Source organism: Cognatundibacterium crateris, assembly GCF_010078235.1.
Taxonomy (GTDB): domain Bacteria; phylum Pseudomonadota; class Gammaproteobacteria; order Burkholderiales; family Burkholderiaceae_D; genus Undibacterium; species Undibacterium crateris.
On record NZ_JAABOS010000012.1, the window covers coordinates 37,702 to 49,543 of the forward strand.

Sequence of the window (11,842 nt, forward strand, 5' to 3'; positions counted from 1 at the left end):
TGTTAATGACGGAAATGACGCGTGCCAGTATAGACCATCACGACGCCGCGTTCATCTGCTGCATCGATGACTTCCTGATCGCGCATAGAGCCGCCCGGATGGATCACGCAAGTTGCACCGGCATCCACCACCACATCCAGGCCATCACGGAAGGGGAAGAAGGCGTCTGACGCGACAGCGGAACCGCTTAAAGTCAGACCGGCATTTTGTGCCTTAATCGAGGCGATGCGGGCAGAATCAATACGGCTCATCTGACCGGCGCCGACACCCAGCGTCATGCCATTGCCACAGAAGACGATGGCATTCGATTTGACGAATTTAGCGACGCGCCAGGCGAACATCATGTCTGCCATTTGCTGCGGTGTAGGCTGCAGTTTAGAGACCACGCGCAGTTCTTCCTGCAAGACGTTTTTCGCATCCGGTGCCTGTACCAGCAGACCACCGCCTACGCGTTTCAGGTCGTACTGATTGACGCCGCCGCCCAAAGGAATTTCCAGCAGACGCACGTTTTGTTTGGCTGCGAAAATCGCTTTTGCTTCTGCGGTGAAGGAAGGGGCGATCAGTACTTCAACAAATTGTTTAGCGACGGCTTCTGCAGCTTTACCGTCAAGTTCGCTGTTGAATGCAATGATGCCGCCAAATGCCGAAGTCGGGTCAGTCTGCAAAGCTTTGCTATACGCTTCCAGTGCATCGGCACCGAGTGCGACGCCGCATGGATTCGCATGCTTAACGATGACGCAGGCTGTGCCCTGGAAGGATTTGACGCATTCCCAGGCCGCATCTGCATCGGCGATATTGTTGTATGACAGTTCCTTGCCTTGCAACTGGGTGTAGTTGGCCAGCGCGCCATCCACTGCTTTCAGATCGCGGTAGAAAGAGGCGGACTGATGCGGGTTTTCACCGTAGCGCATTTCCTGGACTTTTTCGAAATGCAGATTCAGGGTTTGCGGATAGGCACTGCGTGTCGCATGGGCCTTGTCTTCTGCCAGACTGGTCAGGTAATTGGTGATGGCACCGTCGTATTGCGCGGTATGGGCGAATACTTTTTTAGCCAGTGTGAAGTTGGTGTCATAGCTGACTACATTCGCATTGGCCTTCATTTCAGCCAGCACGATGCTGTAATCACTCGGGTCTACGATCACAGTCACGTCTTTGTGATTCTTGGCCGAAGAGCGCAGCATGGTCGGGCCACCGATATCAATGTTCTCAATCGCGTCTTCCAGCGAGCATTCTGCCTTAGCGACAGTTTGCTGGAATGGATACAGATTCACCACCACCATGTCTATGGTCGGGATGCCATGCTGTTCCAGCGCTGCCACGTGTTCAGGCAGATCGCGTCTGGCCAGGATGCCGCCATGTACTTTCGGATGCAGGGTCTTCACACGGCCATCCAGCATTTCCGGAAAGCCGGTGTAGTCTGCGACTTCAGTGACAGCCAGGCCATTATCGGCCAGCAGTTTGGCGGTACCGCCAGTCGACAGCAGTCTGACACCGAGTGCTGACAATTCACGTGCAAAATCGAGCACACCGGTCTTGTCGGAGACGGATATGAGGGCTTGTTTGATCATGATAAGTTTTGAGAGTGAGGAAATCGGTGTCAGCCTGCTGAGCTATCCTAGAGCAAACCGTGTTGCTGCAGTTTTTTACGCAGGGTATTACGGTTGATGCCTAACATATCAGCGGCCTGGGACTGGTTGCTGGACGCGCGGGACATCACCATTTCTAACATGGGTTTTTCTACGGCCAGTACCACCATGTCATAGATATTGGAGGCAGGTTGTTCGCCCAGATCACGGAAATACTTTTCCAGATTTTTGTGAACGGCGTCTTGGATACTATCTTTGCTCATGCTGTTTTTATTCAGTTCGTTCAGTGTGTTTATGCAGGGCGGCGTTTTGTGGCTGCGGGTAGCAGCAAAAAACGCAAATGGGTGTTGCTCGTTGCTACTTAATGCTAACGAATGCTACCTAATGCTGATTAAGCCGCCAGTTTTTCTTCAAAGGGGCGGTATTGTAACCGTTCCCCCGCCATGCAATCAAAAAAATGACCAACGGCTGCGAGTTGCTCGTCACAGTCGGTGAGCAGATTCATTTGCTGCCGGAATTCCTCGCCGCCGACCAGATCCTGTACATACCAGCCTATATGCTTACGTGCGGTTCTGACGCCCAGATAGTCGCCGTAAAATGCATAATGCGCCTGCAGATGATGCAGCATCAGTTGCCTGACTTCGGCAATCATCGGTGGCGGCAGGTGCTCGCCAGTTTGTAGAAAATGCGCCACTTCGCGGAAGATCCAGGGGCGACCCTGTGCCGCACGGCCTATCATGATGGCATCGGCACCGGTGTATTCCAGCACAAAGCGTGCTTTCTCCGGTGTGGTGATATCGCCATTGGCCACCACCGGAATCCCGACCGTCGCCTTAACTTGTGCGATGGTGTCGTATTCCGCATCGCCTTTGTAAGCATCGGCCCGGGTTCTGCCATGCAGCGTCAGCATTTGTATACCTGCTGATTCCGCCATGCGTGCAATCGACAAGGCATTTTTATTGGCTCTGTCCCAGCCGGTACGGAATTTCAGCGTGACCGGTACATCGACTGCACTGACGACCGCATCGAGGATTTGCCCCACCAGGCTTTCATGCTGCAATAAGGCTGAGCCACACCAGGCATTACAGACCTTTTTGACCGGGCAACCCATATTGATGTCGATGATCTGTGCGCCTTTATCCACGTTGTAGCGGGCACAGTCGGCCAGCATTTGCGGATCAGCACCGGCGATCTGTACCGCCTTGGGCTCCATCTCACCTTCATGGTTCGTGCGACGGGTGGATTTCTCGGTTTCCCATAACTTAGGATTCGATGCCGCCATTTCTGATACGGCGTAACCGGCGCCCAGCTCTTTGCATAACTGGCGAAAAGGTCTGTCTGTCACGCCAGCCATAGGAGCAACAAATAAATTATTTCGCAGGAGATAAGGTCCGATTTGCACGATGAATCTGAGGGGAATTTTGAAGAAGCGCTATTCTACCTGAAAGCTGCCTAAATAATTAGCAAAAACAGCTTATGTGACCTGCTTTATTTATTGTGACAAATAATCATTTTTCATTGCCTTTTTTTAGGGCTTTTCTGCATCTGGCCCGGCACGGCGGCAATCATCAAAACTATGTATACTTTGTTCATGGATTTGCGCTGTCGGATTATTTAGTCTCCTCAAATTTCCTTAAGTCTTCTCCTGTGTGCAGTATGAATTCCTGAGCTGTCTGATGCCTGCTTACTCAAGGTGTTTGAAGTGATCTCAGGAATGAATATTGACATCAGGAGCTACTATGCACGCAACAGCATCTTTACCCAGAATTACCATCGTCGGTGGTGGGGCAGGAGGTTTGGAACTGGCAGTCCGTCTCGGTAAGCGTTTAGGTAAAAGCGGTAAGGCGCACATCACGCTGGTTGATGCCAGCCGCACCCATGTGTGGAAGCCCTTATTACATCAGGTGGCGGCCGGTACGCTGGACAGCCATGCTGATGAGCGTGAGTATTTTGCGCTGGCCAGAAGTAATCACTTTACTTTCCGCTTAGGACGCATGGATGGGCTGTCGCGTCAGAGCAAGGAAATTTTCCTGGCGCCAGTGCAGGACGAGCATGGTGAAGAGCTGCTGCCGCGGCAAGCGATCCCTTATGACACGCTGGTGATCGCACTCGGCAGCCAGACCAATGATTTTGGCACACCCGGCGTGCGTGAGCACTGCATCATGCTCGATTCGCTGCCCGCTGCACAGCGCTTTCATGAAAAACTGATTAATAGCTGTCTGCGTGCGCAGGCGACCTCCAGATCGGCCGGGGAGGGCCGCTTCAACGTGACTATCATCGGTGGTGGTGCGACCGGTGTTGAACTCGCGGCTGAGCTGCATATGACCACCAGTATTTTGTCCAGCTACGGACTACGCAATTTTCATCCCGAAAAAGAAATCAAGATCGCCATTGTCGATGCCGCGCCGCGTTTGCTGCAAATGCTGCCCGAACGTTTGTCAGATGCGGTTGCGCGTGAATTGCGCGGGATGGCGATAGAAATACACAGTAATGAACAAGTGCAGCAAGTGAGCAAAACCGGCGTGCACATGGTCAGTGGCAAAGTACTGCCCAGCAGTATCGTGGTGTGGGCGGCCGGCATTAAAGCGCCGGAGTTCCTGAAAGATCTGGATGGACTGGAGACGAATCGCCTGAATCAGCTGCTGGTGAATCCGCAATTACAAAGCAGTCGTGATCCGGCGATTTTTGCGATTGGCGATTGCTGCGCCTGTGCTCAGGGCGAGGGGCTGCCGAATGTGCCGCCACGTGCGCAGAGCGCGCATCAGCAAGCCAGTTTGCTCGCGCGTTCGCTGGAGCGTCAGCTGCAAGGCAAATCCTTACTCGATTTCCGGTATAAGGATCATGGCTCGCTGGTATCCTTAGGTAACTACAGTACGGTAGGCAGCCTGATGGGGGCCATCGCCAGTGGTTCGGTATTTATTGAAGGGACGCTGGCGAAGTGGATGTACTGGTCGCTGCATAAGCACCATCAGGTCGCGGTGAATGGCTTATTTCATACCTGGTTATCGACCTGGGCCGAAACCATAGACCGGGTCAGAAATCCACGTATCAAATTACATTAAGCGAATAGCGAATTGCGAATAGTGAATAACGCATAGAGGCGTGTCGCAGCAGGCTTTTCAGGCTGCTGCGACAGCTCTGTCAGGCTTGCGTCTGATTGATTTCATCCAGCGCATCAGCCGCATCCAGGTGAGCGATATCGCCCCACTGTAATAAGCTGATTTGACCGTCCTGGTAAACAAAGCGGTTGATGCTGGCGTTATAAATCGTGACTTCGCGTGGCGCATCCAGCGGCAGTTGTTTCGCGGCGCGATACGCACATTCCAATACGCCGCCATGCGCGACGATAGCGATTTTTCTGCCGTCGAACTGACGTGCATAATGCAGAATATGTTCCATCACGCGCTGATGAAAGCGGCGTATGGTTTCACCTGCATTCTCACCGGGCGGAAATTCCGCATCCGGATCATGTGCGCGCCAGGCCGCATGTTCTGTAGGATATTTATGCGGCAGTTCGCTATACAGCTCCCCTTCAAAACCGCCAAAGCAGCGTTCGCGCAAGCCAGGATCTGTACGTGTGCTCAGGCCTTGCAGGCGCGCGATCTCACCTGCGGTCTGCACGGCCCTTTGTAAGTCGCTGGAAATAATGGCATCCAGTTTTTCATTTTGTAAGGCAGCTGCCAATGCCTTAGCCTGACGCCGGCCTTCCGCATTGAGTGGAATATCCAGATGGCCTTGCAGGCGTTTCACCGCATTCCAGGCAGTTTCGCCATGGCGTATCAAAAGAATTTCTGTCATGGCTCAGGATGGTGTTGCGGTGTTAGCCGGTGCACGCTTGGTTTCCAGCCAGAAGGTGACTGGCCCGTCATTCGTGAGTGACACCTTCATGTCAGCGCCGAAGCGACCGGTTTGCACCTGTGCGTGCTGGCTGCGCGCCTGGTCCACGAAGTAATCAAACAATTCCTGTGCCACGGCAGGCGCGGCAGCAGGTGTGAAAGAGGGGCGGGTGCCGGACTGGGTATCGGCCGCCAGCGTGAACTGCGGCACCAGCAGCAAGCCGCCTTGGGTATCGCGGATACTCAGATTCATTTTGCCAGCCGCATCGCTGAACACCCGGTAACTCAGTAATTTAGTCAGCAAGGCATCGGCTTCTTTGCGTGTATCACCACGTTCGGCGCACAGCAACACCATCAGACCGGCATTGATGCTGCCCAGCGTGTGGCCATCGACCACCACGCTGGCATGACTGACTCTTTGTAACAGCGCGATCATGCGCTCAGTGTGACGCGCGCAAACTTACGCTTGCCAACTTGCAGCACAAAGGTACCGGCCTCAACTTTCAAGCCCTTGTCGCTGATCACGACGCTGTCTATGCGTACACCACCTTGCTCTACCATGCGCAGTGCTTCAGACGTGGATGCGCACAGATTTGCTTGTTTCAGCAACTGACCTATGCCGACCGGTGCGCCGCTCAGGCTGAGTTCAGGAATATCGTCCGGAATACCACCTTTGGAGCGGTTCACGAAATCTGCCAGCGCATCTTCACCGGCTTGCTTGCTGTGGAAGCGCGCCACGATTTCCTGTGCCAATGCGACTTTGATGTCGCGCGGATTCTGACCTTCCGCCACGGCTTTTTTGTAGCCTGCGATTTGCTCTATGGAGGTGAATGACAGCAGGTCATAGTACTTCCACATCATTTCATCGGAAATACTCATCACCTTGGCGAACATGGTGTTCGCAGGTTCGGTGATCGCAATGTAGTTATTTTTGGATTTGGACATTTTTTCAACGCCGTCCAGACCTTCCAGCAAAGGCATGGTCAGAATACATTGCGGCTCTTGTCCGTAATCTTTTTGCAGTTCGCGACCAACCAGCAAATTGAATTTCTGATCGGTACCACCGAGTTCCAGATCGGATTTCAGTGCGACCGAATCATAGCCCTGCATTAATGGGTACAGGAATTCATGCACAGAAATCGGCGTACCTGCCTTAAAGCGCTTAGTAAAATCGTCGCGCTCCATCATGCGTGCCACGGTGTATTTGGACGACAGTTGTATCATGCCGCGCGCACCGAGCGGATCGCACCATTCGGAGTTGTAACGGATTTCGGTTTTGGACGCATCCAGCACCAGGCTGGCTTGTTTAAAGTAAGTCTGCGCATTGTCCTCGATTTGCTCGCGGGTCAGCGGCGGACGGGTGGCATTGCGTCCGGACGGATCACCGATCATGGAGGTGAAGTCACCGATCAGGAAAATCACGGTGTGCCCCAGATCTTGCAATTGACGCATCTTATTCAGCACCACCGTGTGGCCCAGATGCAGGTCAGGAGCGGTTGGGTCCAGACCGAGTTTAATTCTTAAAGGGACGCCGCTTTGTTCGCTGCGCGCCAGTTTCTGCGCGAATTCGGATTCGATGAGTAATTCATCCACACCGCGCTTGGTCACAGCCAGCGCGTGCTGGACCGCATCGGACAAAGGCAGAAGCTGATTAGGTGTGCTTGGGACTGGAGTTGGATTAGCTGTAGAAGTCATAATTAATTTACATCAAATTTTTTGTAACACCGCTGGTCATGGCTGCGCTTCTGAATCCATAATCAGCTTTTTGTCAAATTCTGGGTGGGGATAAACTCGGTATTTTGCCGTATTTTGTGCAGACTATTGATTTATAATCCCGTCTTTACTTTGTCAGCCGCACGCATTATTTTGCAATTTTTGCAAAGTCGACGGCGGCAACGACCTCGAATTTTCTATAAAACAGTCAATTTTAACTTATTGCATGCGTCCTACAGATAAATTACTTCGTGTGGCTACTGGCAGCAGACTGTTGTTCGGTTCGTCCCGTGTTTCCCGTGTTGTGAGCGTCACCGCTTTTTTCTTTGCCGTATGTGCCGTAGGTGCAACCGCAGTTGCGCCGCTGGCGCCGGATGCAGCAGATCTTCCGGTTAAAAAAATTACCCAGGTTTTAGCTTTACCATCACTCGATGAGCAAATCGCAGCGATTGCTGCTGTTGAACATCAGTATGTGCGTGAAGATATCGTGCGACGTGGCGATACCCTCAGTGGCCTGTTGTTACGCCTGGGAGTGGATGATCAGGAAGCGGACAAGTTTATCAAATCCGATCCAGTCGCCCGTACCCTGTTGCAGTTACGCGCAGATAAAACCATACGTGTTAAAACCAATGAAGATGGCGACCTTGAATGGTTGCAAACCACGGTGTCTGATGGCCCGGATAAACCGGCGCGCAACCTGGAAGTCAAGCGTAATGCGGACGGACACTTTAGCGCCAGCGACAACACAGCCCAGCTCGAACGCCGGATTGAAATGGCATCCGGTAATATCCGTTCCTCGCTGTTTGCAGCGACCGATGAAGCGCATATTTCTGATGCGATTTCTTCCCAGATCGTCAGTATGTTTGAGACTAATATTGATTTCCGTCGCCTGCAGCGCGGTGATCAGTTCAACGTGGTCTATGAAAGCTTCTGGCAAAACGGACAATTGATACGCACCGGCCGCGTATTGGCGGGTGAATTCAAAAATGCCGGTAAGACTTTTCAATCGGTATGGTTTGATGAAGCGGGTGGGCAGGGCGGCTATTACACCTTTGACGGCAAGTCACTCAAAAAAGCCTTCCTGAAATCGCCTTTAGAATTTACCCGTGTCTCTTCCGGTTTCTCTATGCGGGTTCATCCTATTTCCGGTCAGTGGAAACAGCATAAAGGTGTGGATTTCGCTGCGGTCAGCGGCACACCTATCCGTGCTACCGCTGATGGCGTGATCGATTCGGTTGGCCCTAGCGGTGGTTACGGTAATTTAGTGGTGGTGCGCCATCATTCGAATTACACCACGGCCTATGCCCATATGAGCCGTTTTGCTGCGGGTATCCGTAAAGGCAGCCGTGTGAGTCAGGGTGAAGTAATCGGTTATGTCGGCTCGACTGGCTGGTCGACCGGGCCACATCTGCATTATGAATTCCGCGTCAATAACGAGCCACGCGATCCTATGTCCGTGATCGTGCCGGATGCGCCGCCACTGGCTGGTGCAGATATGCCGCGCTTTAAAACCGTCGCCGGTGATATGCAGCATCGCTTTAACTTGCTGCGCCCCGAGCGTATGGCTGAAACCATGAAACTGGCTTCGCGCTGATCTGCGCAATGCAATATCACATCAGGCCGGACCGCGAGGTTCGGCCTTTTTTTTAATGCTGAGGTGTGTCAGCTTGCCTGCTTTTACAGTCAGGGTGAACGCGCCAGCCAGTGTAGTTTTTGAGGACTTATGCATCCTTTACCTCCCATGAATCAGGATATCTATATAGGGCTGATGTCAGGCACCAGCCTGGATGGCGTCGATGGCGTGATGGTGCAATTTGCGCCGGATGGCGCGACGATGCAGATACTGGCTACTGCTTATCAGCCATTTGACGCAGGCTTGCAGCAGGCCGCCATGCAATTGCAGCAGCCCGGCGAGAATGAAATCGAGCGCGAAGCCGCACTGGCACAGCGTCTGGCGCAAGTTTATGCGGCCTGCGTGGCCGATTTGTGCAGACTGGCTCCGGATCAGACCGTACAGGCGATAGGCGTGCATGGACAAACGATACGACACCGGCCTGAACTGGGCTGGACCCGTCAGACCAATCATCCGGCCTTGCTGGCCGAACTTAGCGGGCTGGACGTGATTGCCGATTTCCGCAGTCGCGATCTGGCTGCAGGCGGGCAGGGCGCACCCTTGGTACCCGCTTTTCATCAGGCGATATTCGGTTCATCGGCGCACCAGCGCGTGGTGGTGAATATCGGTGGCATCAGTAATATCAGTATCCTGAGTCCCGACGGGGCGGTGAGTGGCTTTGATACCGGTCCCGGCAATGTGCTGATGGACGGCTGGATACGGCAACATCTGGGACATGGCTATGATGCGGATGGCACCTGGGCCGCCAGCGGTCAGGTGAGCCAGGCTTTGCTTGATCGTTTGCTGCTAGAGCCCTATCTGCAACTGCCTGCGCCTAAGAGCACCGGGCGCGACTTGTTTCATGCCGACTGGTTGCGCCTGCAATTGCGTGATTTTACCGACTTGGCTCCGGCTGATGTGCAGGCTACCCTGTGTGCCTACACTGCACAGACTATCATCATGGCCAGCCTCGCACATAGCCCGGCCTGCGATGCGCTGTATGTCTGCGGCGGTGGTGCTTATAACCACCATTTGATGCAGCAAATGCGCCATTATCTGACGCTGTGTGGCAGCAATGCACAAGTGCATAGCACCGCAGCGCTGGGTGTGGCACCCGAGTGCGTGGAGGCACTCGCATTTGCCTGGCTGGCACGCCAGTTCTGCCTGCGCCTGTCTGGTAATCTGCCAGCGGTGACCGGTGCCCGGGGCTTGCGCATACTGGGTGCGCTGTACCCTGCCTGAGCAGGCTGAGGCTGCATCCTTTACAATCGCCAGCTTAGTGAATTCACAGCACACATATTGAAAGACAAGACAAAACATGACACAAGAACCCTTGCAACTACTTTATATCGCCGACCCTATGTGTTCCTGGTGTTATGGCTTCGGTCCGGAACTGGAGCAAGTGCTGAATGCATTGCCCGAGGCTGAACTGGACATCATGACCGGCGGTTTGCGTGCCTATGAAAAAGAAGTGTTGAGTGCAGAAAAACGCAGCACCATCATGGAGCACTGGCGTCAGGTCGCGCTGGTGAGTGGTTTGCCGTTTTCTGATCAGGCCATGGCACAAACTGATTTTGTGTATGACACCGAGCCTGCCTGTCGCGCGGTGGTGACGGCCAAGCTGGTTGCCGATCATTTGAGTGGCCGCCAGTTGTTGCAAGTGTTCAGGGCGATTCAGCACGCGTTTTATGCCGAAGGCCGTGACGTGACACAGGATCAGGTATTGAGCGAAATCTGCGTGCACAGCATCAATCAGCTCGACCAGGGCGCTGACTATGATCAGCCAAGCTTTGCCGAAACCCTGGCATCGCCGGTGGCGATGGCAACAGTACAGGAAGAATTCCGTCAATGTCAGCAATGGGGCGTGCGTGGTTTTCCGGCTTTGCTGATGGTGCATGATGAGGCTTTACATATGCTGACCTCGGGCTATACCCAGGCTGAGCAAATTCTGCAAACGATAGCGCAGGTGAGACAGTCATGAGCCAGCGCGCGCCGCAAGCAGAGATCGCGCCGCAAGGCCCGGCTTTTTCGCGCATCATCCTTGGCTTGTGGCGGCTGGCGGAATGGCAGATGACGCCGGCTCAGCGTGTCCGCTTCCTGCAGCAGGCGCTGGAACTGGGCATCAATACTATCGATCAGGCAGATATTTACGGCGACTATCAGAGCGAGCTTTTATTAGGCGAAGCGCTGAACGCCGCTCCGGAACTGAAATCCGCCTTCCGCTTTGTGAGTAAATGCGGCATCTGCCTGCCATCACGTCTTCGCCCGGCGCATAGGGTGCATCATTACGATACCAGCCGTGCGCACATTATCGCTTCGGCCGAAAACAGCCTGCAGGCAATGGGCATAGAACAGCTCGATCTGTTACTGATACATCGTCCCGATCCCTTGATGGATGCGGATGAAATCGCCGGGGCCTTCCTTCATTTACAGCAAAGCGGCAAGGTGCGTCATTTCGGCGTCTCCAATTTCACCACTGCGCAGTTTGACTTACTCGCAGCACGTTTTCCGCTGGTGACGAATCAGCTGGAATTGTCGATATTGCAGCAGCAGGCGCTGCATGATGGCACGCTGGATCAGTGCCAGCGTTTGCGCATCTCTCCGATGATCTGGTCCGCTCTGGGTGGTGGTGCGCTGTTTCAGCAGCCAGCGCCAACCGCGCAGATTGCCCGGGTACAAAGCGAGCTGCAACGCCAGTCTGCAGCCTCAGGGCTGCCAGCCAGTACCATCGCATTGAGCTGGGTGCTGCAGCATCCGTCGAAACCCTTGGTACTGACCGGCTCCGGCCGGGTACCGGCCTTACAACAGGCGGTACAGGCCTGTGCTCATACGCTGAGCAGGTCAGACTGGTTTGCACTGTGGACGGCAGCGGCCGGTCATGCTTTGCCCTGAAGCTGCGCAGCTACGCAAGAGTTGAAAAAACAGATGAAAAAAACAGCTGACAAAATCTAAAAATTTTCCCTGTTTAAATTGATATTGTTGGTATAACATTAGCAAGACAAGTGTTCATGTTTGCTGATGCATAGCCATATCTATGGTCTGGTTTTGCCTTATTTTGACCTTATTTTGACCTTTTTTGGGGCTGACCACGGTCT

General features: G+C 53.6%; 11 protein-coding genes. 5 read left to right on the plus strand and 6 right to left on the minus strand.

Translation table 11 applies throughout. From position 1 onward, the window contains the following. Positions 1-2 precede the first annotated feature (2 nt). From purH to dusB, 3 genes are all read right to left on the minus strand, one after another. Positions 3-1,568 carry a bifunctional phosphoribosylaminoimidazolecarboxamide formyltransferase/IMP cyclohydrolase gene (gene purH / locus EYB48_RS17605; protein ID WP_162021701.1) on the minus strand — a complete coding sequence of 522 codons (1,566 nt, stop codon included), beginning with the start codon at positions 1,566-1,568 and terminating at the stop codon, positions 3-5. A 47-nt stretch (positions 1,569-1,615) separates the two neighbouring features. Then, complete coding sequence (locus EYB48_RS17610; RefSeq protein WP_162021702.1) at positions 1,616-1,849, minus strand: helix-turn-helix domain-containing protein; 234 nt, start codon at positions 1,847-1,849, stop codon at positions 1,616-1,618. A gap of 128 nt (positions 1,850-1,977) precedes the next feature. Next, positions 1,978-2,988, minus strand: a complete 1,011-nt coding sequence (gene dusB, locus EYB48_RS17615) for a tRNA dihydrouridine synthase DusB (protein ID WP_162021703.1) — start codon at positions 2,986-2,988, stop codon at positions 1,978-1,980. Positions 2,989-3,325: 337 nt separating this feature from the next. Between dusB and EYB48_RS17620 the strand changes: the two genes are divergently transcribed. Further along, entirely contained in the window at positions 3,326-4,648 is a 1,323-nt protein-coding gene (locus EYB48_RS17620; protein WP_162021704.1) for an NAD(P)/FAD-dependent oxidoreductase, read from the plus strand. A gap of 79 nt (positions 4,649-4,727) precedes the next feature. Here the strand turns inward: EYB48_RS17620 and EYB48_RS17625 are convergent, their stop codons facing one another. From EYB48_RS17625 to tyrS, 3 genes are read right to left on the minus strand one after another with little or no spacing between them, the layout of a single operon-like run. Continuing rightward, positions 4,728-5,384: a histidine phosphatase family protein gene (locus EYB48_RS17625; RefSeq protein WP_162021705.1), complete on the minus strand. Its 657-nt coding sequence runs from the start codon at positions 5,382-5,384 to the stop codon at positions 4,728-4,730. 3 nt (positions 5,385-5,387) lie between these two features. Further along, on the minus strand, positions 5,388-5,858 hold the full coding sequence (gene dtd, locus EYB48_RS17630; protein WP_162021706.1) for a D-aminoacyl-tRNA deacylase: 471 nt from the start codon (positions 5,856-5,858) through the stop codon (positions 5,388-5,390). Continuing rightward, a complete protein-coding gene (tyrS, locus tag EYB48_RS17635; RefSeq protein ID WP_162021707.1) occupies positions 5,855-7,117 on the minus strand; it encodes a tyrosine--tRNA ligase in 1,263 nt (420 codons plus the stop codon). The genes dtd and tyrS overlap by 4 nt, the downstream gene beginning before the upstream one ends. Positions 7,118-7,361: 244 nt before the next feature. Here tyrS and EYB48_RS17640 point away from each other — a divergent pair, with 244 nt between their 5' ends. The 4 genes from EYB48_RS17640 (at position 7,362) to EYB48_RS17655 (ending at position 11,639) form a co-directional block, all read left to right on the plus strand. Beyond that, complete coding sequence (locus EYB48_RS17640) at positions 7,362-8,729, plus strand: M23 family metallopeptidase (protein ID WP_162021708.1); 1,368 nt, start codon at positions 7,362-7,364, stop codon at positions 8,727-8,729. A 129-nt stretch (positions 8,730-8,858) separates the two neighbouring features. Beyond that, positions 8,859-9,989 carry an anhydro-N-acetylmuramic acid kinase gene (locus EYB48_RS17645; protein ID WP_235935245.1) on the plus strand — a complete coding sequence of 377 codons (1,131 nt, stop codon included), beginning with the start codon at positions 8,859-8,861 and terminating at the stop codon, positions 9,987-9,989. A 76-nt stretch (positions 9,990-10,065) separates the two neighbouring features. Then, entirely contained in the window at positions 10,066-10,728 is a 663-nt protein-coding gene (locus EYB48_RS17650; protein WP_162021709.1) for a DsbA family protein, read from the plus strand. Continuing rightward, positions 10,725-11,639, plus strand: a complete 915-nt coding sequence (locus EYB48_RS17655; RefSeq protein ID WP_162021710.1) for an aldo/keto reductase — start codon at positions 10,725-10,727, stop codon at positions 11,637-11,639. Before EYB48_RS17650 ends, EYB48_RS17655 begins: the two co-directional genes overlap by 4 nt. Positions 11,640-11,842: the final 203 nt, after the last annotated feature.

What these genes read in the sequence shown, in the direction of transcription:
- purH (WP_162021701.1), bottom strand. Translation starts at nt 1,568, where the DNA reads ATGATCAAACAAGCCCTCATATCCGTCTCCGACAAGACCGGTGTGCTC.
- dtd (WP_162021706.1), bottom strand. Translation starts at nt 5,858, where the DNA reads ATGATCGCGCTGTTACAAAGAGTCAGTCATGCCAGCGTGGTGGTCGAT.
- EYB48_RS17620 (WP_162021704.1), top strand. Translation starts at nt 3,326, where the DNA reads ATGCACGCAACAGCATCTTTACCCAGAATTACCATCGTCGGTGGTGGG.
- EYB48_RS17645 (WP_235935245.1), top strand. Translation starts at nt 8,859, where the DNA reads ATGCATCCTTTACCTCCCATGAATCAGGATATCTATATAGGGCTGATG.
- EYB48_RS17650 (WP_162021709.1), top strand. Translation starts at nt 10,066, where the DNA reads ATGACACAAGAACCCTTGCAACTACTTTATATCGCCGACCCTATGTGT.
- tyrS (WP_162021707.1), bottom strand. Translation starts at nt 7,117, where the DNA reads ATGACTTCTACAGCTAATCCAACTCCAGTCCCAAGCACACCTAATCAG.
- EYB48_RS17625 (WP_162021705.1), bottom strand. Translation starts at nt 5,384, where the DNA reads ATGACAGAAATTCTTTTGATACGCCATGGCGAAACTGCCTGGAATGCG.
- EYB48_RS17655 (WP_162021710.1), top strand. Translation starts at nt 10,725, where the DNA reads ATGAGCCAGCGCGCGCCGCAAGCAGAGATCGCGCCGCAAGGCCCGGCT.
- EYB48_RS17640 (WP_162021708.1), top strand. Translation starts at nt 7,362, where the DNA reads ATGCGTCCTACAGATAAATTACTTCGTGTGGCTACTGGCAGCAGACTG.
- EYB48_RS17610 (WP_162021702.1), bottom strand. Translation starts at nt 1,849, where the DNA reads ATGAGCAAAGATAGTATCCAAGACGCCGTTCACAAAAATCTGGAAAAG.